The organism is Octadecabacter dasysiphoniae, from assembly GCF_021532615.1.
GTDB lineage: Bacteria > Pseudomonadota > Alphaproteobacteria > Rhodobacterales > Rhodobacteraceae > Octadecabacter > Octadecabacter dasysiphoniae.
Genome location: NZ_JAKGAQ010000002.1, coordinates 812,994 through 834,161 on the forward strand (window position 1 = coordinate 812,994; position 21,168 = coordinate 834,161).

The following is a 21,168-nucleotide window of genomic DNA, read 5'->3' on the forward strand; positions in this document are numbered from 1 at the left end:
GGGCAAACATGGCAGTATTACTGGGCATCGATACGGGCGGCACCTATACCGACGCCGTTTTGTTGGATGATGAAACCGATCAGATCATAGCAAAGGCAAAGTCGCTGACCACGCGGCCAGATTTGTCCCGTGGGATTGGCGCGGCCATTGACGCTGTCTTGTCCGACAGCGGGGTTGTCGCGTCTTCGATTGCGATGGTGTCATTGTCGACCACGCTTGCGACCAATGCATTGGTCGAGGGCCAAGGTGGGCGCGTCGCGTTGGTGTTCATAGGATTTGAACAGGCAGAACTGGCTAAGGCCGACCTAGGCGAAGCGCTGGGCGGCGATCCCGTTTTCTATATTTCGGGGGGGCATAGTCATTCGGGTAGTGCGATTGCACCTTTGGATACAGACGCTCTTTCCGCTGGATTAGAGTCTATTTCAGCAGATTTGACCGGCGTCGCGATCGCCAGTCGGTTTGCGACCCGCAACCCTGAACATGAAATCTTGGCCCGTGACATCGTGCGTGATCAAACGCAGTTGCCTGTGACCTGTTCTCACGAACTTAGCCAATCTCTTGGTGGGCCCAAGCGGGCTTTGACTGCTGTGCTGAACGCGCGACTGATTGGGCTGATTGACCGGCTCATTTCGGCGACCGAAACGCATATGCGCGCGCGCGGCATTGATGCCCGTCTGATGGTCGTTCGTGGCGATGGGGCGCTTGTGTCGTCTCAATTGGCGCGGGAACGCCCCATCGAAACGATCCTCAGCGGCCCCGCGGCCAGTATTGCAGGTGCACAGTGGCTGACAGGCGAACAGAACGCGATGGTCAGTGACATCGGAGGGACAACGACAGACGTGTGTTTGTTGAAAGATGGAATGCCCAAGATCGATCCGCAGGGTGCCAAGGTCGGTAAATACCGGACGATGGTCGAAGCGGTCGCTATGCGGACCTTTGGCCTTGGTGGCGACAGTGAAGTTCAAATCACAGAGGGTCTCGAGGGCGGTATTGTGCTGGGTCCAAAACGAGTGATGCCTGTGTCACTGTTGGCCCAAAAATACCCCGATTTGGTTCACGTGGCTTTGGACAGGGCTTTGGCGATGGAGGCACCACCCAAAGAGGCCACGAAATTTGTGATCGCACAGTTCGACAGTTCGCCAGTCGGGCTCGATGCCCGTGAACAGGCGGTTGCTGCCCGCCTGTTAGACGGCCCATTGCGGTGGGCAGATGCGGTGCAGTCGCGCATTGAAGAACCCGCGCTTCAGCGGCTTGTGACACGTGGGTTGGTGATGTCGTGCGATGTAACCCCGTCAGATGCGAGCCACGCCTTGGCCCGTATGGACAGTTGGGACAATGATGCTGCATGCAAGGCCATTGCCATTCTTGCGCGTCAACGGGTCGGCAGCGGCGATCGATTGTCGCGAAACCCGGATGATGCCGCGCAAATGATCATCGACCAGCTGACACAACAAACAAGTTGGGCCGTGTTAGAGTCTGCTTTTGCGGAAGAAGACTGGCCTGATCCCGCCGGTTTGGCGCGCCATATGCTCACGAATGAGGGGCGCAAAAACCATTCCAATATTGTGCGGATCAGTGCCGGGATGGCGATGCCGATCATTGGTCTCGGTGCCTCTGCCAAGGCCTACTACGGTGCGGTTGGAACATCACTGGGGTGCGCCACGATCCTTCCAGATGACGGCGGTGTCGCGAATGCTTTGGGTGCTGTTGTTGGGCAGGTCGCAATTCATGAGGAAGGGTCCGTCACCAGCGCAGGAGAAGGTGCATTTCGCGTTCATTTGCCGGACGGTCCGACACAGTTTTCAACCAAAGACGACGCAATACGTGTCTTGCGTCAGGTGCTGACCGACCGCGCGACCGCGCAAGCCGCAGTATCAGGCGTTGAGGAAATCCGGATAAGTGAAAGCCTCGATCTGCGAGAAGCACAGATCGAGGCTCAAACGATGTTCATCGAAGCCCACTTGCGTGTAACGGCCCGTGGGCGTCCGCGTATCACGGGTTAGTTATTCAGCGGCTTCGCGACGTGGCAAAACCCAATCAGGCCGGATGAAATGGCAGGTGTAGCCGTTTGGAATGCGTTCAAGATAATCCTGATGTTCCGGTTCCGCTTCCCAGAATTCAGAAACGGGATCAAGTTCTGTCACGACCGTTCCCGGCCACAACCCTGATGCGTCGACGTCTTTGATGGTGTCCTCGGCAACCGCCTTCTGTTCTTCATCCACGTAATAAATGGCAGAACGATATGACAACCCGCGGTCATTACCTTGGCGGTTTACAGTGGTCGGATCGTGGATTTGAAAAAAGAATTCGAGGATACGACGATAGGTGATCTTGCTGGGATCGAACATGATCTCGATCCCTTCGGCGTGGGTGCCGTGGTTGCGATACGTCGCGTTAGCAACATCACCACCCGTGTAACCAACCCGCGTTGAAACAACGCCTGGCAGTTTTCGGATCAAGTCTTCCATGCCCCAGAAGCAACCCCCGGCTAATACTGCGCGATCTGTCATAATACTTCCTCCACTTGGTTGATGTAGTCGCCATATCCTTCGTCTGCCATGTCGTCTTTGGCGATGAAACGGAGGGATGCGCCGTTGATACAATACCGCAGCCCGCCGCGATCCGCTGGGCCGTCTGGAAACACGTGACCCAAGTGGCTGTCGCCATGGGTTGAACGAACTTCGGTGCGGGTCATTCCAAGGGAATTGTCGACCAGTTCGTTCATGAATGCAGGTTCGATTGGCTTGGTGAAACTCGGCCATCCGCAACCGGATTCGTATTTATCAGCAGATGCGAATAGCGGTTCCCCCGAAACAATATCGACGTAAATACCGACCTCTTTGTTGTCCAAATAGGCGCCGGTCCACGGGCGTTCTGTGCCGCTTTCTTGTGTGACGTGAAACTGTTCAGGCGTCAGCGTTGCGACGACATCAGCGTTCTTTTCATACTTGGCCATTGGGTAGGTCCCCTTCTTCTTTATTAGAACCTAGATATGGCATTGGTTCGGAAAAATTCCAGCTTTGTGACAGTCGCCTCACCACTGCGCGAGGTTAGCTTTCAGGTGGCGCGCCGCCTAGTGCCGTTTTTTCTGCTATATATGCGTCCAAATCTGCAATTTTGCCTGGCGCGTGTTTGGGCGGAACGAAATCGCGCAAGATGTCTTTCCAAATTGCGGTGGCACGTGTGTTCGCGTCTTCTGATCCACGTTCCTTCCATGTGCCAATGTTGGACCAGTCCATTCCAACGGGGTCATAGAATGCAGTTTGATAGCGTTCCATCGTGTGGGTCGCGCCAAAGAAATGCCCGCTTGGTTCAACTTCGGCCAAGGCCGTCAGGGCTATCGCGTCATCATCCGCGTCCGTTGCTGTGCACAATTCAGCAAATGTCTGCACCATATCCATATCTGTGATGAGTTTTTCGTAGGATATCGTTAGCCCCCCTTCGAGCCACCCAGCCGAATGAATAATGACAGTCGCCCCAGCTAGAAACGCGCCCCAGCCGGAAATCTCAGTCTCGTGGGCTGCCTGTGCGTCGTTGATGTTTGCGGCCGATCCCGCAGCACAACGCCATGGAAGGCCAAGTTTGCGCGCCAATTGCCCGGCACCAAGCGACGCCTTGACCTGTTCGGGCGTGCCGAACGCTGGCGCGCCCGATTTCATGTCTACATTGCTGGTGAATGTTCCGTAGGTCATCGGCGCGCCAGGATTTGTGATCTGGCCGAGCGTTATTGCCGCCATGGCCTCTGCGTGGCTCAGGGTTAGGGCACCTGCAACCGTGACCGGCGCCATTGCACCCATTAGCGTAAATGGGGTGATGATAGACACCTGCCCAGCACGCGCAAAATCGATAATGCCTTGCGCCATCGGCACATCAAGCTGACGTGGCGAATTGGTGTTGATGATGGTGTAGCAGTAAGCATTTTGTGAAAATTCAGTGTCTGTTACACCTCGAAACGCTTTAAGCATCTCAAAACTCTCTTGCACCTGTGGTGTCCCGCGCGAGAATACAAAGGGAACTTTGTCAGACAGGGTAAGCTGCCCGCGCATCATCGCATAGTGCCGAACATTCATCGGCACGTCCTGCGGTTCAACGAGAGGCGGCAGCATGTGCAACGCGTCGAAATGGTGCGTCAACTTGGTTAGCTCAAGATAGTCGTTCAGTGTTCCTGCGCGTCTACCCCTTTCAAGGTCTGTGGCATGGGGACATCCCGCGCCGGGCTGGAAAATGAGCGATCCCAATGTCAATGTGATGTCGCGTTCCGGCACTCCGCCTTTTAACAAGATCGATTTCGGGGCCATTGCAATGCTGTCCTCGACCAACGCCGCCGGAAGATAAACCATTTCGCCGTCGACACGCGCGCCTGCTGTTTCAAACAAGGATCGTGCTTCGGGGAGGAGCACTTTGATGCCCAGCCGCCCCAACACGTCTAGGGACGCTGCGTGAATGGCGTCAATTCTATCCTCGGTGAAAGCGTTTAGCGGTGGGAACGGGTTGCGAAGATTGCGGTAATCAACCTTACGTTGGGTTTCCTGCGCGCCGCGTGCTTTGCGTCCTTGGCGTTTGCTCATCCTCGCATCGCTTTTCCGGTGGGGTCATACGGGGACGGCGGCAGAACCTTGGCCTGTCTTTCGATGCCGACCACGTGGACGGACAGATCGGTGCCTGGGTCCGCGAATGCCTTGTCGACCATGGCCATCGCGATCGATTGTCCAACGGTGTAGCCAAACGCGCCCGATGTCGTAAAGCCGACGCGCTTACCGTTTGCCCACACGGGTTCGTAGCCAGAGCAATCCGCGTTCGGGCTATCAAGGCCCAGTGTAACAAGGACTTGATCCGCCCCGGCGTCGCGGTCTTTCATCGCGGCCGCGCGGCCGTTGAAATCTGGCTTTTGCCAATCAATCCAACGGTCCATTCCTGTCATCGCCGCCGTGCGGTCTTGGGTGAACTCAGCGGACCAAATTCCAAAGGATTTTTCAATGCGCAACGACAGCATCGCATTGAATCCGATTTCCTTAAGGTCGTGATCTGTGCCTGCCTCAAGAAGCATACGGCGCAACGCGATATGTTCATTTGCATGGCAATGAATTTCATACCCCAACTCGCCGGTAACGGACAATCGACCCACTTTGCAGCCTAATAGACCCAGATCGATGGTGCCGCAGCCCATAAACGACAGATCAAGGTCAGGCTGAATTGCCTGCATTATCTTGGTGGAATTTGGCCCCGAAAGGGAGAATCCGCAGATGTCATCAGACATGTCGCGCAACGCTGTGTCCCGTCCCTTATGGTCCGCAAACCAGCGTTTGTGCCATTCGCGCAGGTAGTATGACCCCATGATCCACCAGGTGCCGTCCCCCCAGTTGAACAGCGTCAGATCACCCTTGAGCTTACCTTGAGGCGACAACATAACCGCCAACCGCGCGCGGCCCGGCTTTGGCAGTTTTGTGGCAAACATTTTGTTCAACCAGTCTTCCGCACCGTCCCCAGATACTTCGAAACGCGAAAATCCAGTGATATCGAGCAATCCGGCGGCCTCGCGTACCGCTTTGCACTCTGCTTCAACGAATTCCGAGGCGTTAGATCGATTAAGTGAGGGGGCTTCTTCAAAGTCCTTGGGCGCGAAGTATAGCGGAGTTTCTAACCCCCAACTTGTTCCCCAACGACACCCCGCATCCGTCATTGCATCATGCGCGGGTGCCATACGCAAAGGCCGGCCTGCGGGCAGTTGTTCATTCGGATAGGTCATTACAAAGCGGCGGGAATAGAATTGGCCCGTCGTTTGTTTGATATACTCTTTGTTGGACTGGTGTTCGCCGTAACGGGCAATGTCCATAGACCAAGCATCAGTCTCTGTATCACCGTGAATCATCCATTCTGCGAGGGTTTTGCCAACGCCGCCGCCCTGAAGGAACCCAGCCATTACACCACACGCGAGCCAGTAATTCGGCACAGATTCCACGGGGCCGACCAGCGGATTACCGTCAGGTGAGAAGGTGAAAGCGCCGTTCACCCATGACGAAATCCCGACATCGTTGAGGCAGGGATAGCGTTCAAACGCGAGCATCAGCTCTTTCTCAATCCGATCAGTGTCCTCTTGCAACAATTCAATGCCGTATTCCCACGGCGCGCCGTCCATCATCCAGTGCTGGTGGTCCGTTTCATAGATACCGACAAGAATGCCCTTTTTGTCCTGTCGCATATAGGTGAACCCCTCAAGGTCCACAGTCATGGGCACTTCGAAATCAATTGCTTCGAGTTCGGGGATCGTTTCTGTCAGAAAATAGTGGTGCGACAACGGGGATACAGGCAGGTCCAGCCCGACCATCCGCCCATTTTGTTTCGCCCATAGGCCACCCGCATTTACGACGTGTTCGGCCGTAATAGTGCCATTTTCTGTCACGACTTCCCATGCCGAACCCTTCCAATTCAGCTCCAGAACGCGGTTGTGTTCGATGATGTCGGCGCCACGTTTCTTTGCGGCACGCGCATAGGCGTGCACGGTGCCTGTTGTATCGACATAGCCTTCGCGGTCTGCCCAAAGCCCGCCGATCACACCCGTTGTGTCCATTATTGGGCAGGCTTTTTTGATTTCCTCGGGGGTCATCAGGTGGCAGTCGTCGATGCCAATTGTTTGAAACGTACGCTGTGCCCCTTGTAGCCATTCCCAGCGGTTCGGATCGCAGGCCACTGTGATACCGCCCGTCATGTGAAGGCCGATATCTATCCCTGATTCAGCCTCTACCTCAGACAGGAGGTCGATTGTATAGGCCTGCAATGCCGCCATGTTAGGGTCTGCATTCAGCGCATGGATACCCCCCGCGGCATGCCAAGATGATCCTGCCGTCAGAACATTGCGTTCAATCAACGCAACGTCCGTCCAGCCGAACTTTGCGAGGTGGTAAAGAACGGATGCACCTACAACACCCCCACCAATGACAACGACGCGATACTGATCTTTCATGGGGTGTCCTTTGGCCAAGCTATCACTGTACGAGACCAGCCGCCCCATAACCTGTCTAGTCTTAAAAGCGACATATGTTGTCGCCACAGTTTCACCCCCACTGCGCTGTTTTGTTGTCACGCCAACGGGTTATTGCCGCCAAGAGTTTTGACTTGCGGGAGAGTTTACGATTCTATCCCCAAAAAAGAGCAGTATATTTGTATTGGAGACGGCGATGCGCCTGTCAGTTGCATTCGAGAACACCAAAGACACGTCCGAGGGCCGCGGTCCCGTTCAGGTGGGGTGGTTCCTCAACGAAAAGAAGGGCGGGATCATTTATGACGCGCCTGAACGTGTGCGTTCGGCAGAAATGAATCGCGAACATGCGAAATCTGCATCCCGCTGCCCTGCGGTCATCAACATGGAAAGCCGCTATTTCATGGTGAAGTGCCCGTTCGACATCCACATCGGGTTCGCGCGCGACAAAGACGGCAAACCGTTGCTGCGCAATCTTGCAGGCACACAATCGAGCATCCGGGCGTCCAAGCTTGGGGATAAACTGCATCTGACATCAGAGGTTGAATGGCGCACCAAGGGTATCCCGACAATCCAGCTGTCTTTGCCCTATGTCTTCATCGCGGACGAGCCTGTTTATATGTCTCAGGTCAGTCCGTTCATGCACTATTCCAAAGATCCGTTGCCCGGTACGATTTTTGGTGGGCGTTTCCCGATCAACGTTTGGCCCCGACCCCTGATGTGGGCATTCGAGTGGCACGAGCCTGAAAAGCCGATCAAAATCAAACGCGGTGATTCGTTGTTCTACGCAGGGTTTGAGACTCAATCACCCGAACGCAGCGTGGTTGTCACTGAAACAGAAGTGACGCCTGAGCTGACCGAATACATGGACATGATTTCGGGGGCAGTGAACTATGTGAACCAGACGTTTAGCCTGTTCGAAGCCGCAGAAGAACGCCGCCCCGAAACCTTGGTGAATCCTGTCGCGCGCAAGCGGCCCAAAGGCTGATTCATGGTCGATAAATCATTGATAGACGTGCGCACTGCGGCAGTGGAGGCGCACAAAGCCGGGCGCTTTGACGATGCGCTTACGGGCTATGCCGAGTATCTGACACAACAACCGACGGATGCTGGAATTTGGACCAACCTCGGCGCGCTTTATAGGGCTTTGGGGCAGCACCAGATGGGGCGTACGGCACAGACGCGCGCCTTTACTTTGGCGCCAGACGAAAAGGGTGTGTTGAACAACTACGCCAATATCCTGTCCGATCTTGGGGATTATGCAATGTCGATTGAACTGCGGGAAAAGTCTCTCGCGCTTGATCCGACCCATTTGATGCATCACGCGATGATAGGCCGATGCTATCGCGGGATGGGCGACTATGATGCTGCAATCGCTTATCTGACCCCGAAGGTAGACGAATTTCCGCAAGAGCCTGAAATCCAGCTGCAACTCGCCTTTGCACAGCTTGGTGCGGGGCATTATGGCGCCGCGTTTCGCAGCTATGACGCACGTTGGTTGACTGAGGAAATGGACAATCCGAACGTCCCGTTTCCAAAGTGGACGGACGGAATGCCGATTGATGGAAAATCGATCCTAATTCTGCCTGAACAGGGGTTCGGCGATATGGTTTTGCTGTCGCGGTTCATTCCGTTGATTGCAGAAAAAGGGGCTAAGGTTCGATTGGTCGCAAAGGGCCCCCTGTTGCGTTTGTTGGACGGTGTTGAAGGCATCGACTGGATCGGGAAAAGCGCCACCAAAGAAGATCCTGTTGATATGTGGATCAGCCTAATGGATTTGCCCAAGCTAGTTTATGGACCGACCGAGGCAGGCAATGTACCGCCCCCAACAGTGTTGAATATTCCCGCCGACAGTGCGGCCCGTGCGAAACGATTGACGGCGAAGCATCGCGATATGTTCAAGGTCGGCGTCGTTTGGTCCGGTTCTGCAACGTACAAAGGCAACACATTCCGATCATTTACGCATCGCGAATTCCTACCCATGGCCAATGTTCCCAATGTGCAGTTGTTCAGTTTGTATAAGGGCCCGTTTCTTGAGGCGTTCCAAAAGGATGGAAGTGCGGCTTTGATGGTCGATACCGCCAGCACAGATCGCGATTTTGCAGATTGCGCGGCAACCATGCGCGAAATGGATTTGATCATAACGTCAGACACAGCCACCGCGCATATCGCGGGATCGTTGGGTGTTCCAACGTGGGTCATGCTGCATTGGGATTCGTTTTGGGTCTATCGCCACAGCGGTGAAACAACCCCGTGGTATCCGTCTATGCGATTGTTCCGACAGCCCAAGCCACAAGATTGGCAAGGCGCATTTGATGCAGCACAGGCTGCTTTGGTAAATGAGGTAGAGGCCCATGGCTGAAAATAAAAATGCGGATTATATTCTGGTGCCTACTGCGCCGGGTGAATTGATCGACAAACTGACCATTCTGCGCCTGAAAGAAGAACGGATCGCTGACCCTGCCAAGGTCGCGAACGTTGTGATTGAAAAAACTGCGTTGATGGAAACAGCTGACGCCCAAGTTCCACCCAGCGCAGAGTTAGATGCGCTTTGGGAAGACTTGTACCAGATCAACGCTGACCTTTGGGTTATCGAAGATGACATTCGTGAGTGCGAAAAGGCGAAGGATTTTGGGGAAGAATTCATCCGACTCGCTAGGGCCGTTTACATCACCAATGATCGGCGTGCGGACGTCAAAAAGAAGATCAACCTTTTGCTGGGATCGGCCTTGGTCGAAGAAAAATCCTATGCGGACCATGGAGTCGAAACATGAGCGAGAACGTAAACGAAGCGCGCCGTCTGCTGCGCAAAGAAGCCAAAAAATTGACTACAGCGTTGAAGGAAAACCGATCGCGGTCGCGCGGCCCGATCGTGCGTCAGCTTCATGAAGTGCAGCAGATGTTGTATCCGCTCTATACCTACACATCACAGGCAGGTCAGGACCATGTTGTCGACCGTTTGATGAAGGGAAAGCGTGGCGGTACATTTGTCGATGTCGGTGGATATGACGGTGTAACAGGGTCGAATACCTATCACCTAGAAGCCACGCGCGGCTGGACCGGGGCCTTGGTTGAACCTGTGCGCGCACAAATAGCCAAGGCGGAAACGATGCGAACGTGCCCCTGTCTTGAAGTCGCAATCGCCCCGCAAAAAGGGGAGGCCGATTTCATCGAAATCACCGAAGGCTACACCCAGATGAGCGGACTGACCGCCAGCTATGACGATAATCTTCTAAAAACCGTGCGAAAAGATAAGCGGCACAAAGAGAACGTTATCAAAGTAAAGACGATGACGTTGTCCGACGTGCTTCATCAGGTCGATATTGTGAATCCTGATTTCATTTCGCTTGATATTGAAGGTGGGGAAATTGCCTGTCTCAAAGGGTTCCCCTTTGCCGATCACGACGTGAAAATCTGGTCAATCGAAAACAACACCGGCACGCCCGAGATTAAACAGATCATGGACGAACAAGGTTACGATTTAATCGAATTTTGCGGACCTGATGAAGTGTATTTTAAGCGTTCGCCCTAACCCCAACACATTTCCATCACAGGTCGCGCCCGCCTTAGCCAGTAGTCCAATGTCCAGATGAGTACTGGAGTGGACATGGCTGACCGATCAAATGCACCGATCATAATTAAGCGCAAGAAAGTCGTCAGTGGTGGCGGGCACCATGGCGGCGCATGGAAGGTTGCCTATGCGGACTTTGTGACCGCAATGATGGCCTTCTTTCTGTTGATGTGGCTGCTGAACGCGACAACGGAACAACAGCGCAAAGGTCTGGCCGATTATTTTTCGCCCACAATTGCCGTTGCGCGTGTGTCGGGTGGTGGTGATGGCATGTTTGGCGGATCAAGCATGATGGAAGACGATACCCTCTCCCAGAATGGTGATGGCGAAGCGGGTGGAATTCCATTTGAAGGCACCGCCGAAGGTCAGGCTGAGGCGCAGGCGCGTGCAGCCGAAGTCGCCATTCTACAAGAGATCGAAGCAACGCTTTTGGGCATCGGTGGTGAAAGCTTTGTCCAGCAAGAGGCCCTGCGCCACGTTGTGACCCGACTAACTGACGAAGGTCTCATCATTGAGGTATTCGCCCGTGAAAATGCGCCGCTGTTTGTGAATGACGGAACGGAACCTGCACCTATTCTGATTGAGTTAACGACAATGTTTGCGCGGGTTTTTGACATCGTTACCAATCCGGTTGCTGTCGAAGGCCACACCAGAAGCGCACCCTTGGTTGTCGCCAACAGACCCGTTTGGGACATCTCTACGGGGCGTGCTGAAACAGTGCGCCTATTGCTTGAAGCGGGCAACCTTGACCCAACACGCATCGCGCGCATCACCGGACATGGTGATCGTGATCTTGCGCGAAACGATGCACTGTCCGTACGCAATAACCGGATCGAGATCACACTCTTGCGGGTTCAGGACTAAGTAAACTATCGCGGATTTTATCTATTAGCGGCCCGTTAAGGCCCGAGCCTGTAGGTCAGTGACAAGCACGTTGAATCTTGTGACAGAAAGGCCAAGCCAATGACAATTTCTTCTTCCCTGAACGCCAGTGTGGCGGGACTCGCCTCCAACGCCAGTCGCCTCGCGACAATCTCGGACAATATCGCGAACTCGTCGACCTACGGGTATAAGCGGGCCGTAACGGATTTCCATTCGATGGTGATCGATAGCGGTGCTGGCAAATACACCGCCGGGGGTGTCCGGGTCACGACAGAGCGGATGATTGATGAACGCGGCCCTCTGGTGGCGACATCGAATTCAACCGACCTCGCCGTGCGTGGGCGGGGGATGTTACCCGTGACAAAGGGTTCGTCTGTCGGAATTGGTGAAGCAACAGATTTTCCGATGCAACTGGCCACGACTGGTTCCTTTCGCGCCGATGCGGACGGGTATCTGACCACACCAAGTGGCTTGGTCCTACTTGGTTGGCCTGCAAACCCTGATGGGTCAATTTCATCATTTCCGCGTGACAGCATCGGTGGTCTTGAACCAATCCGCGTGAATTCGAACCAATTCTCGAGCGACCCAACAACGGCCATTGACCTTACCGTCAATCTACCTGCTACAGCGACCGAGGCTGGCGCTGCTGGCGACACAGAATCTTTGTCTATCGAATATTATGACAACTTGGGTATCGCCGAAAATCTATCGATCAACTTTGTACCTGACGTTCCAGCAACAGGATCGTCAAATACGTGGACGATGTTCATCGAAGACAGCTCAAGTGGTGGCACCGTCGTGGGGCAATATACGCTTCAATTTGATGATTCTCCGGGCCTTGGCGGGCGCCTTTTGTCCGTAACGGATTCAGTTGGTGGTCCTTATGTTGCTGCTGATGGAACACTGTCGGTCACCACGGGAAGCGGTGATATTACCATCGATATTGGTGAGCTGGGTGATCCTGGTGGCATGTCGCAATTGTCTGACGCCTTTGCGCCTGTTTCGATTTCCAAAGACGGATCACCGGTCGGAAACATGACATCGGTGGAAGTTGATGCAAACGGCTTCGTACAGGCATTCTTTGATACGGGTATCTCCCGGACAATCTATCAAATTCCACTTGTGGACGTGCCAAATATAAATGGCCTCGAGACTGAAGATCACCAAAGTTACACAGTCACTCCTGAAAGCGGCGAATTCTATCTTTGGGATGCCAGCGATGGTCCCACGGGCGACATCGTCAGCTTTGCCCGTGAAGAGTCTGCGACTGACGTTGCTGGCGAACTGACCCAATTGATCCAGACGCAACGGGCCTACTCATCGAATGCTAAGGTCATCCAGACTGTAGATGAGATGCTTCAGGAAACCACAAACATCAAACGATAACGCAATGAGGTAGCCGGCCATGAGTATTTCCAACTCCTTATCAAACGCCCTGTCTGGAATGACGGCTGCCTCGCGCATGGCAGAGGTCGTTTCATCAAATGTCTCGAACTCTTTGACGGACGGGTATGGCCGGCGCACCTTAAATCTATCTGCGGCCGTCGTTGGCGGCCGCGGTGCGGGAGTAGAAATTGGATCGGTCAACAGACATGTTGATCGTGGTATCATTGCAGATCGTCGTCTGGCTGATGCAAGCTTGAGCGGTTTCGAAACGCTTGTTTCGACAATGGGCCGCGTAGAAGATGTTGTTGGGAGCGCAGGAGAAATCGGCTCAATTTCGTCGCGAATCGTTGATGTTGAAGCCGCACTGATCGACGCCTCGGTCGACCCGTCTTCAGCTACTCGGTTGTCATCCCTAGGTGATCGGCTGAACGATTTAACATCCAGCTTGAACACCGCGACAAAAAGCATCCAAAATCTAAGGGTAGAAGCCGACGCGTCCATCGCATCGCAGGTCGATACTCTCAACACGTCTTTGGCGCAGGTCGAACAGCTCAATAAAGATGTAACTTCGGCACAGTTAAGCGGCATTGACCCCTCGGGTTTGATTGACCAACGACAGATGGTGATCGACAAAATTGCTGAAATAGTGCCCGTTCGCGAGCTTGACAGGGACGGTGGACAAGTGGCTCTAACCACACCAAGCGGTGAAACCCTACTGGACGGAAAAGCGAAGGTCTTTGGGTTTGTTGCGAACCCCGTCATCACGTCGGACATGACCATTGCGAGCACTGGATTAAGCGGAATAACCCTCGATGGCGCACCGCTCTCTGCGGATGGAATCGGAAAGCTTGGTGGCGGTACTCTTGGTGCTTCATTTCAGGTCCGCGATGTTGAACTCGTCACTGCCCAAGATGGATTGGACGCCGTCGCAGCAGATCTTATCTTGAGGTTTCAAGATACTTCCGTTGATCCAAGTTTGAGTGCTGGCGAACCTGGTCTGCTCATGGATGGTGGCCTTGCATATGACGCAATGAATCTAACCGGCCTTGCGGGTCGTATCGGCGTCAACGCGGCTGTTGATCCGGCGCAAGGCGGAGCACTGACAAATCTGCGCGACGGCATAAATGCGACCACGCCGGGACCATCCGGAAATTCCACACTTTTACAGGCGCTGTCGACGGCTCTTTCCGCGCCAATTGCCAGCGGGGCTGACCCAACTCAGAAAAGCGCAGCAGCACGTGCCGCAGACTTTGAAGCCAGCACTGGCGCACAAAGACTTAATTTTGAAGCTGAGTTAAGTTTTTCGAACGCACGTTGGTCTGGCCTCAAAGAGGCCGAAGCAGCAGGCGGCGTAGATACCGATTATGAAATGCAAATGTTGTTGAGGATCGAACAGGCGTACGCCGCTAATGCTCGCGTTCTGCAAACCATCGACACGCTCATGCAACGCTTGATGGAGATTTAAGAAATGCCGATATCCACCATAGGCGATATTCAACAGCACTTTTTGTCCTCTCGAAACACATCTTCGATGAAATCAGAGCTGAATACCCTCGTTCAAGAGCTTACGACCGGGCAGGCTTCCGATTTGACGTCTCATCTCGGCGTGAGCCAGTCCGAACTTTCGAGTCTTGATCGGCAATTGCAAATGCTTGCTCGATTCAACCAATCAAACACTGAAACCGGGCAACTTCTTTCGACCATGCAAATCGCACTTGATAACATTGAACAACACCGGGCGGACGCGGGCGGTACGCTCCTGATCATCTCGGACTCGAGTACGTTATCGCAAATTTCCGATGCGGGTCGGGTTGCTCTTTCTGGTTTTGAAGCGACGGTGCAGTCTTTAAATATGCGGTCCGCAGGTCGCAGTATGTTTGGCGGCGCTGATCTTGATAGTAATCCGTTGGCACCGCCCGGCGATATGATTGATGCGTTGAAAACCACTGTCGCGGGGCTGACAGATGTGGGTGACATCACGACGGCGATCGACACGTGGTTTGACGTGGCCGGTGGTGGCTTTGATACCATCGGCTACCAAGGTGATGCGGCAGGTTTTGTGCAGCGTCCGATTGATGCTAGCCAAAACGTAGAAATCCAAATTCGTGCAGATGATGACACGTTAAAAGACACTCTCAAAGCACTCGCGCTTGGCGCTTTGGCAGGTGACACAGATCTAGCGCTGTCGACACAATCGCGGCAGACTTTGCAGCAACAGGCGGCGGAAGATCTTTTCTCTGTGGCGGCACCATTGGCGAGCGTCCAGGGGCGGCTTGGATATGCCGAAGGTCAGGTAGAAGAAGCGTCTGTGCGAAATTCTGCGCAAGAAGCATCATTCGGTATTGCAAGAAATACACTGGTATCGGCCGATCCGTTCGAAACAGCAACACGTCTAGAAGCGGTGCAGCTACAGCTTGAGACTCACTACACCTTAATCGCGCGTTTATCGCGCTTATCACTAACGGAGTATTTGCGTTGATTAGAATTTTCGCCGCGCTTTTTCTTATCCTGATCCATTCTGCCGCAACAGCATCACCGATTAGAATCAAAGATCTTGTTGAGTTCGACGGTGTTCGGTCCAACGATCTTGTCGGTTATGGGCTTGTCGTAGGGCTGAACGGGACAGGGGATGGGTTGCGAAATTCTCCGTTTACCGAAGACATCATGAGCAATATCCTCGAACGCCTTGGGGTAAATGTTACGGGAGAACAGTTTCGACCGAACAACGTAGCGGCTGTCCTTGTCACAGCAAGCCTACCGCCTTTCGCACGGACGGGCAGCCCTATTGATGTAACTATCTCGGCGATCGGGGATGCAGACAGCCTTCTGGGCGGCACGCTTATCATGACCCCTCTGAACGCTGCAGATGGAGAGATTTATGCTGTTGCCCAAGGAACGATCATTGCCGGAGGCGTTTCGGCCGAGGGCGACGGCGGTGGGATTGTCCAAGGCGTCCCAACTTCTGGGGTTATACCATCAGGTGCGACCGTTGAACGAGAAGTCGCATTCGCGCTTTCAGAATTAGAGGTAATTCGTCTTGCATTAAGGTCACCCGATTTCACAACAGCCGCCCGGATCGAGACTGCAATTAACCAAAATTATGGTAGGGGCGTCGCTGTCATGCTGGATTCCGGAACAGTTCGCCTCGATATCGCAGCAACTCGGGCAATTTCGCCCGCACACGCGTTGGTACAGGTCGAGAATATTCTGGTCGAACCTGAGTTGCGTGCACGAGTGGTCGTTGATCAAAGGTCGGGTACGATTGTTATGGGGGAAGATGTACGCATTTCGCGTGTTGCTGTTAGCCAGGGAAACCTTACGCTTCGAATCCAAGAAGCCCCTTTGGTCGTACAGCCAAATCCGTTTTCAGCTGGTGAGACGATTGTTGTTCCGAACACCAACGCTCAGATCAATGAAGAACCGGGAATAGGCCTTGCCGAAATCCAAGAGGGAACATCGCTGTCCGAAGTCGTCGCCGGACTGAATGCACTGGGCGTATCCCCGCGTGATATGATTGACATCCTCAAAAGCATCAAAGCCGCCGGCGCTCTTCATGCTGAATTTGTGGTACGCTGAATGTCAAAAGTAACTTCGTACCAAGCTGCCTGCAATTAAGCTCCACCCATCCGCTACGACGAAGAACGCCAATTTGAAAGGTAGTGAGACGATCGCGGGTGGCACCATCATCATCCCCATCGACATTAGAACCGCGGCAACGACGAGGTCGATGACCAGGAACGGTAAAAAGACAAGAAAACCTATCTGAAAAGCCCGCTCGATCTCGCTCAGAAGAAAGGACGGGATCAAGACAGAGAGCGGGGAAGTTTCGATGGGTTGATTGCTTTCCATGCCTGGCCGTAAGCTCGCCAATTCTTCAAACGTTTCCGGAACGATTCTACCGGACATAAATAGGCGGAAAGGTTCCATGATTTTTGTGAAGGCCTGTTCAAGTGGCATCGCTTCATTCAAGAGCGGCTGAACGCCGGCGTCCCAGGCTGCGATGAACACAGGTTCCATGACGAAGTAGGTTAGGAACAGCGCGAGACTGACGATCAGCATATTGGGTGGCGACTGCTGTAAGCCGATTCCCTGTCTCAGGATTGACAAGACAGTTACCATAAATGGAAAACACGTGATCATAATCGCAAGCCCTGGAACGATGCTGAGCAGTGTTATGAGAACCAATAGTTGAATGGATCTGGTCGCTAGAGACCCGTCATTATCCAAGGTTATTGAAACGTCTTGTGCCAATGTCGGGCTTACTGTGAGCACAAGAGCGATGGCGGCATAAAGGAAAAGCCGACCATTAGGCATTTGACGAACTCGTTGAAATTACTTCTGTTAGGCGGACAGCGAGCTGTCCTGTTTCATTTCCTGTGACCTGTTCTAATTGCCCACGGGCAATCAAACGACCACCCACAAAAAGATCAACCGGATCATCAATACGTTTATCCAGCGGCAGAACGGCATTTTCTCCGAGTTCAAGAAGGTCTCGAACTAAAGGACGGGCCCTGCCGACGGACACCGTTACTTCAACAGGTAGGTTTCGAAGCGGATGGGCGGGGCTCGTCGAGATTTCATCAGCCATTTGATTGGGTCCTTTCTAAAGGTTCGAGCCCGTTCAGGGCTGTCTGCAACGCAAGCGTCAACGCATGTATGTCGATCAGGATATGTGTCGTGTCGCTTCTCAGGAGGGCCTGCCCATCAGTAAGAGTGGCATCGCCAATGAAGCTAAAATTGTCGGAATGTGCCGTTAGAACGGTTTGGAGATGGTCAACTGCTTCGGGGTGCACTGCAATCTGGACAGGGCTCGCAGCGACCTGTTTGAAATCACGTGCTAGAACGTCAACGAGATGATCCGCAAAACTGTCTTTTGCGATTTGAGGCAATATTGTTTCCGAAATTTGGGCCAGCAACGGGCGAAGTCTTTCCAGAATCTGTAGCCGGGCCTCTGCAAAGCCAAAGGCCATATCCGATAAAGTCGCGTCGATTCCTTCCGTTGCCCGCGTCAGATTTGCCGTTTCCGTCTGCTCTGCGGATTTGATCCCAGCCGCAAATCCCTTTTTGAATTCTATGGATTCCTTAGGGGGAACTGCCGGACTGTCTTCGAAGCTTTCAAGACTTACGCGAGACAACGTCATTTGGATGGCTCCGGCGAGTCTGGTTCATCGATCCAGCTTTGTAAAACCTGAATGGCTTCGTCGCGCCGATCATCGATTAGACCGCGCAATCGTTCCACTGGATCATCTTGCAAGGCCTTGCCGTCGGCCGGCCCTGCTGAAGGCGGCGGTGCAATCGCAGACGCGCTGGCAACCCCATCGATTACAGGCCCACTGGTATCAGACATCGAATTGGCGGCAGCACCGCCGCTATTGTCCAGCAATGGGGGTGACACGCGGTTCGCTGTTAGGATTGGACGAACGACAAACAGACCCAAGATCAAGGCCACCAGTGCAAGAACGCCGGTTTGGACCAACTTCATAATATCAAGAGGCGCGGCGGGTGTTTGCCCGTTTCCTGCTTCTGTTCCCAGCGTTGGTAATGCTTCAAACGCCATCGATCGTATCGTGATCTCGTCCCCACGTTCGGTGTCCAGCCCGACCGCAGACGCAACCAACATTCGTAAATCTTCCAATTCTTCCGCTGGTCGGGGGGTCATGATGGGATCACCGGCTTCATCAACTCCGGGCACGCTGTTGACTAAAACGGCCACGCTAATTCTGCTGATTGCACCAGGAGAACGTAGGATTTCGCGCTGTGTCTCCGAAACTTCGTAGTTCGTAACAGCGCGACTTTCGCTGTTTTCGTTTGATGCTGCCCCAGCGTTTCCCGCACCGTCACCTTCCGGCAGGTTAGAGGCGATGGTTACGTCACCGGACAAACTATCCTGCGATGATGTGGTGCTTTCCTGAATTTCCGTGCTGATTGCAACGCGCGTATCAGGATCGAAAGACCGCTCAATAATGGATTCTGTTTCAGTGACAGTGTCGACGCTCACTTCGACAACCGAATTCCCGGCGCCGACGCGTGCAGCCAGAAGGCGTTCGACGCGATTGCGCAGTTCTGCGACTTTTTCCTGCGCATCCGGGGCTATTGCGTTGTCTTGTGTTCCAGAAATCAAACCGCCAACACCATCAATTACTGCAACATCGTTTGGTGCAAGGCCGGGAACCGCGGACGCCACGAGAAACCGCAACGCATCTGCCTGATCGGAATTCAAAGATCCGTTCACTGATGTGACTGTAACAGCGGCAGTCGGTGCCTGTTCGCGACGGAAAGGCTGTGCTGACGTCGCTGAAATATGAACACGTGCGGCACGAATATGGGGGCTCGCGAGAACCGTGCGGGCAAGCTCTCCTTCTTTGGCACGCCAATAGGCAGCGTCAAACATCTGCGACGTGGTGCCAAAGCCAGACAAGTTGTCGAGCAACTCATACCCTTGGGAACTGTTTGCAGGCAGTCCTTCTGCGGCCAAAGTCATGCGCAGGCGATCACGATCCGCTGTTGGCACAAAAATTGATCCGCCACGTACGTCATATAAAATGCCGCGCTGATCCAGGGCTGTCACGACGTCGCCTGCTGTTGCGTTGTCGAGACCTGCATAAAGCAGCGACAAATCACTGGACGTTGTGGTACGCGCCATCGTCAGGACCGCGGCAAACACCGCGAGCGATGCCCCGATGGCAATGATTCTGCGTCTCGTATCGAGATTAGACCAAGCTGTATTCATGCTTCCCAAGCGGGTTTCTCCCCTTCATGGCGTTCTGCCGTTGTTCCTCAATAGACCCGTCAGGCTTAACAATCGGTTAGTGCCTTTGAATGTATTGATCAGTCAGACAACAAGGACTGCCCAAATGGCTGAAACAGATGAAAACGTTGATAAGACAGGCGAAGACCCCCCCAAAAAGGGATCGAAGCTGCCACTGATTCTTGGTGTGGTGATGGCTGTTCTTGGCGGCGGTGGTGGATTTATGGCCGTTCAGATGGGTCTCATCGGCGGATCTCATGAAGAAGCACATGAGGAAGCCGTCGAAGAGGCAGAAGAACTTCCGGCTTTGGCGTTCGTCCCGATGGAAACACTGGTCATCAACCTCCCGGAAAGTGCGACGGCGAAGCATTTGCTGTTTACCGCCCAGCTGGAAGTGGAACCCGCGTATTCCCAAGAGGTCGCCGATCTTATGCCGCGGGTTGTGGATGTCCTGAACGGATATTTGCGTGCCGTTGATATTGCCGAACTTGAAAATCCTACTGCACTTGTACGGTTGCGTGCTCAAATGCTGCGCCGGGTTCAGGTCGTTGTTGGGGATGGTCGGGTCAAAGACATCCTGATTATGGAATTCGTGCTGAACTAGAAGGGGACAGCTATGGCGTTTATTGCCGATATTTTTCTGACCGCGGGGGCGCTGGCTGCCGGGTTTTACTGTTTTATTCTGTCCCGCAGGTTGCGGCGATTTACAGATTTGGAACATGGTGTAGGCGGGGCAATCGCTGTTCTTTCTGTACAAGTTGACGATTTATCCAAAGCCCTAAAGCAGGCAGAGGCAGCATCCCTGCAGTCGTCAACCAATTTGGCATCGCAGTCCCAATCCGCTGAAGTCGTGGCAAAGCGGCTCGAACTTTTGATTGCCTCTTTGCACGATCTGCCTGAACCGGCTGTGCCTGAACGTGCGATTGATCCTTTTTTTGTGCGCCAGCCTTTAGTGGGCGAGGATATGTCTTAGATGTCGTCCCGGCGTAAACCTCGTTATGTATTAATCGTGATCGCGACACTGTTGCTCGTTTCGGGCGCTGTAAGACTGGCCACGGGAATGGGCCCAGCGATTGCCTATGCTGAAGAACAAATGGTTCAGGATGAGGTCATTCCGGTGTCAGAACCTGCGCCGGCTGATGTCTCTCCGCTGCTAGCTGCCTTGCAAGCGAGAGAAGTGCGCGTGGCGGACCGTGAAACAGCAATTGATGACAGGCTGCGCGCGCTCGCCAACGCCGAAGAAGAACTGACGCGGCGGTTGGTAGACGTGGAAGCCGCAGAAGCGTCCTTGATGGCCGCCTTGGCGCTATCTGAAACAGCCAATGATTCTGACATTGCACGACTTACGACAGTTTATGAAAACATGAAGCCGGCGGATGCCGCTGGTCTGTTCGAACAAATGGCACCTGATTTTGCGTCAGGATTTTTAGTTCGAATGAATCCTCAGGCAGCGGCGGCTATTCTCGCAGGGCTGGAACCTCAAACGGCCTATTCGATCAGCGTGATTATCGCGGGTCGCAACGCTAATGCACCGACCGAATAGCGATAAAGACGAAACCTTAACCACTCACGTGCGAAGACCAGTGGTGTACAACTAGGGGCTAG

General features: G+C 53.8%; 21 protein-coding genes. 13 read left to right on the forward strand and 8 right to left on the reverse strand.

All coding sequences use genetic code 11. The features are described from left to right. The first annotated feature begins 8 nt into the window (after nucleotides 1-8). Nucleotides 9-2,003, forward strand: a complete 1,995-nt coding sequence (locus L0664_RS10930) for a hydantoinase/oxoprolinase N-terminal domain-containing protein (RefSeq protein ID WP_235225863.1) — start codon at nucleotides 9-11, stop codon at nucleotides 2,001-2,003. Here L0664_RS10930 and msrA read toward each other — a convergent pair whose 3' ends face one another. The 4 genes from msrA to L0664_RS10950 all read right to left on the reverse strand — a co-directional run bounded on the left by msrA (nucleotide 2,004) and on the right by L0664_RS10950 (nucleotide 6,961). Beyond that, nucleotides 2,004-2,510 carry a peptide-methionine (S)-S-oxide reductase MsrA gene (gene msrA, locus L0664_RS10935; RefSeq protein ID WP_235225865.1) on the reverse strand — a complete coding sequence of 169 codons (507 nt, stop codon included), beginning with the start codon at nucleotides 2,508-2,510 and terminating at the stop codon, nucleotides 2,004-2,006. Further along, nucleotides 2,507-2,956, reverse strand: coding sequence for a peptide-methionine (R)-S-oxide reductase MsrB (gene msrB, locus L0664_RS10940; RefSeq protein ID WP_235225866.1), 450 nt, complete (start codon nucleotides 2,954-2,956; stop codon nucleotides 2,507-2,509). The genes msrA and msrB overlap by 4 nt, the downstream gene beginning before the upstream one ends. Nucleotides 2,957-3,050: 94 nt before the next feature. Next, nucleotides 3,051-4,568, reverse strand: a complete 1,518-nt coding sequence (locus L0664_RS10945; protein WP_235225867.1) for a trimethylamine methyltransferase family protein — start codon at nucleotides 4,566-4,568, stop codon at nucleotides 3,051-3,053. Then, entirely contained in the window at nucleotides 4,565-6,961 is a 2,397-nt protein-coding gene (locus L0664_RS10950) for a GcvT family protein (RefSeq protein ID WP_235225868.1), read from the reverse strand. Before L0664_RS10950 ends, L0664_RS10945 begins: the two co-directional genes overlap by 4 nt. A 214-nt stretch (nucleotides 6,962-7,175) precedes the next feature. On the opposite strand from L0664_RS10950, the gene L0664_RS10955 reads away from it, so the two are divergent. The 9 genes from L0664_RS10955 (at nucleotide 7,176) to L0664_RS10995 (ending at nucleotide 16,391) form a co-directional block, all read left to right on the forward strand. Beyond that, entirely contained in the window at nucleotides 7,176-7,964 is a 789-nt protein-coding gene (locus tag L0664_RS10955) for a hypothetical protein (protein ID WP_235225869.1), read from the forward strand. A gap of 3 nt (nucleotides 7,965-7,967) precedes the next feature. Next, the gene (locus L0664_RS10960) at nucleotides 7,968-9,338 is read left to right on the forward strand and encodes a tetratricopeptide repeat protein (protein WP_235225870.1); all 1,371 of its coding nucleotides are present in this window, start codon (nucleotides 7,968-7,970) and stop codon (nucleotides 9,336-9,338) included. Then, on the forward strand, nucleotides 9,331-9,750 hold the full coding sequence (locus L0664_RS10965) for a hypothetical protein (protein ID WP_235225871.1): 420 nt from the start codon (nucleotides 9,331-9,333) through the stop codon (nucleotides 9,748-9,750). Before L0664_RS10960 ends, L0664_RS10965 begins: the two co-directional genes overlap by 8 nt. Continuing rightward, nucleotides 9,747-10,508, forward strand: coding sequence for an FkbM family methyltransferase (locus tag L0664_RS10970; protein WP_235225872.1), 762 nt, complete (start codon nucleotides 9,747-9,749; stop codon nucleotides 10,506-10,508). The genes L0664_RS10965 and L0664_RS10970 overlap by 4 nt, the downstream gene beginning before the upstream one ends. A gap of 75 nt (nucleotides 10,509-10,583) precedes the next feature. After that, entirely contained in the window at nucleotides 10,584-11,411 is an 828-nt protein-coding gene (locus L0664_RS10975) for a flagellar motor protein MotB (RefSeq protein WP_235225873.1), read from the forward strand. Nucleotides 11,412-11,510: 99 nt separating this feature from the next. Further along, on the forward strand, nucleotides 11,511-12,815 hold the full coding sequence (locus L0664_RS10980; RefSeq protein ID WP_235225874.1) for a flagellar hook protein FlgE: 1,305 nt from the start codon (nucleotides 11,511-11,513) through the stop codon (nucleotides 12,813-12,815). A 19-nt stretch (nucleotides 12,816-12,834) separates the two neighbouring features. Then, nucleotides 12,835-14,280 carry a flagellar hook-associated protein FlgK gene (flgK, locus tag L0664_RS10985; RefSeq protein WP_235225875.1) on the forward strand — a complete coding sequence of 482 codons (1,446 nt, stop codon included), beginning with the start codon at nucleotides 12,835-12,837 and terminating at the stop codon, nucleotides 14,278-14,280. A 3-nt stretch (nucleotides 14,281-14,283) separates the two neighbouring features. After that, a complete protein-coding gene (locus L0664_RS10990; protein ID WP_235225876.1) occupies nucleotides 14,284-15,294 on the forward strand; it encodes a flagellin in 1,011 nt (336 codons plus the stop codon). Then, nucleotides 15,291-16,391 (forward strand): flagellar basal body P-ring protein FlgI, encoded by a 1,101-nt coding sequence (locus L0664_RS10995; protein WP_235225878.1) that lies wholly within the window; start codon nucleotides 15,291-15,293, stop codon nucleotides 16,389-16,391. The genes L0664_RS10990 and L0664_RS10995 overlap by 4 nt, the downstream gene beginning before the upstream one ends. A gap of 3 nt (nucleotides 16,392-16,394) precedes the next feature. Here the strand turns inward: L0664_RS10995 and fliP are convergent, their stop codons facing one another. From fliP to fliF, 4 genes are read right to left on the reverse strand one after another with little or no spacing between them, the layout of a single operon-like run. Next, nucleotides 16,395-17,129: a flagellar type III secretion system pore protein FliP gene (fliP, locus tag L0664_RS11000; protein WP_235225879.1), complete on the reverse strand. Its 735-nt coding sequence runs from the start codon at nucleotides 17,127-17,129 to the stop codon at nucleotides 16,395-16,397. Next, a complete protein-coding gene (locus L0664_RS11005; RefSeq protein ID WP_235225881.1) occupies nucleotides 17,122-17,403 on the reverse strand; it encodes a FliM/FliN family flagellar motor switch protein in 282 nt (93 codons plus the stop codon). The genes fliP and L0664_RS11005 overlap by 8 nt, the downstream gene beginning before the upstream one ends. Continuing rightward, a complete protein-coding gene (locus L0664_RS11010) occupies nucleotides 17,396-17,956 on the reverse strand; it encodes a FliH/SctL family protein (protein ID WP_235225883.1) in 561 nt (186 codons plus the stop codon). The genes L0664_RS11005 and L0664_RS11010 overlap by 8 nt, the downstream gene beginning before the upstream one ends. Then, the gene (gene fliF / locus L0664_RS11015) at nucleotides 17,953-19,545 is read right to left on the reverse strand and encodes a flagellar basal-body MS-ring/collar protein FliF (protein ID WP_235225884.1); all 1,593 of its coding nucleotides are present in this window, start codon (nucleotides 19,543-19,545) and stop codon (nucleotides 17,953-17,955) included. Before fliF ends, L0664_RS11010 begins: the two co-directional genes overlap by 4 nt. A 124-nt stretch (nucleotides 19,546-19,669) precedes the next feature. Here fliF and L0664_RS11020 point away from each other — a divergent pair, with 124 nt between their 5' ends. Genes L0664_RS11020 through L0664_RS11030 form a run of 3 tightly spaced genes read left to right on the forward strand, consistent with a single transcriptional unit; the run spans nucleotide 19,670 to nucleotide 21,106 of the window. Beyond that, nucleotides 19,670-20,167 carry a flagellar basal body-associated FliL family protein gene (locus L0664_RS11020; RefSeq protein ID WP_235225887.1) on the forward strand — a complete coding sequence of 166 codons (498 nt, stop codon included), beginning with the start codon at nucleotides 19,670-19,672 and terminating at the stop codon, nucleotides 20,165-20,167. Between the two features lie 12 nt (nucleotides 20,168-20,179). Further along, entirely contained in the window at nucleotides 20,180-20,536 is a 357-nt protein-coding gene (locus tag L0664_RS11025; RefSeq protein ID WP_235225889.1) for a hypothetical protein, read from the forward strand. A 36-nt stretch (nucleotides 20,537-20,572) separates the two neighbouring features. Beyond that, the gene (locus L0664_RS11030; protein WP_235225891.1) at nucleotides 20,573-21,106 is read left to right on the forward strand and encodes a MotE family protein; all 534 of its coding nucleotides are present in this window, start codon (nucleotides 20,573-20,575) and stop codon (nucleotides 21,104-21,106) included. The last annotated feature ends 62 nt before the right edge of the window (nucleotides 21,107-21,168 follow it).

Excerpts from the sequence above, each read along its gene's own strand:
- msrB (WP_235225866.1), bottom strand. The coding sequence starts at position 2,956 with ATGGCCAAGTATGAAAAGAACGCTGATGTCGTCGCAACGCTGACGCCT.
- L0664_RS10945 (WP_235225867.1), bottom strand. The coding sequence starts at position 4,568 with ATGAGCAAACGCCAAGGACGCAAAGCACGCGGCGCGCAGGAAACCCAA.
- L0664_RS11010 (WP_235225883.1), bottom strand. The coding sequence starts at position 17,956 with ATGACGTTGTCTCGCGTAAGTCTTGAAAGCTTCGAAGACAGTCCGGCA.
- L0664_RS10970 (WP_235225872.1), top strand. The coding sequence starts at position 9,747 with ATGAGCGAGAACGTAAACGAAGCGCGCCGTCTGCTGCGCAAAGAAGCC.
- L0664_RS10990 (WP_235225876.1), top strand. The coding sequence starts at position 14,284 with ATGCCGATATCCACCATAGGCGATATTCAACAGCACTTTTTGTCCTCT.
- flgK (WP_235225875.1), top strand. The coding sequence starts at position 12,835 with ATGAGTATTTCCAACTCCTTATCAAACGCCCTGTCTGGAATGACGGCT.
- L0664_RS10975 (WP_235225873.1), top strand. The coding sequence starts at position 10,584 with ATGGCTGACCGATCAAATGCACCGATCATAATTAAGCGCAAGAAAGTC.
- L0664_RS10960 (WP_235225870.1), top strand. The coding sequence starts at position 7,968 with ATGGTCGATAAATCATTGATAGACGTGCGCACTGCGGCAGTGGAGGCG.
- L0664_RS10955 (WP_235225869.1), top strand. The coding sequence starts at position 7,176 with ATGCGCCTGTCAGTTGCATTCGAGAACACCAAAGACACGTCCGAGGGC.
- fliF (WP_235225884.1), bottom strand. The coding sequence starts at position 19,545 with ATGAATACAGCTTGGTCTAATCTCGATACGAGACGCAGAATCATTGCC.
- L0664_RS10980 (WP_235225874.1), top strand. The coding sequence starts at position 11,511 with ATGACAATTTCTTCTTCCCTGAACGCCAGTGTGGCGGGACTCGCCTCC.
- fliP (WP_235225879.1), bottom strand. The coding sequence starts at position 17,129 with ATGCCTAATGGTCGGCTTTTCCTTTATGCCGCCATCGCTCTTGTGCTC.
- L0664_RS10965 (WP_235225871.1), top strand. The coding sequence starts at position 9,331 with ATGGCTGAAAATAAAAATGCGGATTATATTCTGGTGCCTACTGCGCCG.
- L0664_RS10930 (WP_235225863.1), top strand. The coding sequence starts at position 9 with ATGGCAGTATTACTGGGCATCGATACGGGCGGCACCTATACCGACGCC.
- L0664_RS11025 (WP_235225889.1), top strand. The coding sequence starts at position 20,180 with ATGGCGTTTATTGCCGATATTTTTCTGACCGCGGGGGCGCTGGCTGCC.
- L0664_RS11020 (WP_235225887.1), top strand. The coding sequence starts at position 19,670 with ATGGCTGAAACAGATGAAAACGTTGATAAGACAGGCGAAGACCCCCCC.
- L0664_RS10950 (WP_235225868.1), bottom strand. The coding sequence starts at position 6,961 with ATGAAAGATCAGTATCGCGTCGTTGTCATTGGTGGGGGTGTTGTAGGT.
- L0664_RS11005 (WP_235225881.1), bottom strand. The coding sequence starts at position 17,403 with ATGGCTGATGAAATCTCGACGAGCCCCGCCCATCCGCTTCGAAACCTA.
- msrA (WP_235225865.1), bottom strand. The coding sequence starts at position 2,510 with ATGACAGATCGCGCAGTATTAGCCGGGGGTTGCTTCTGGGGCATGGAA.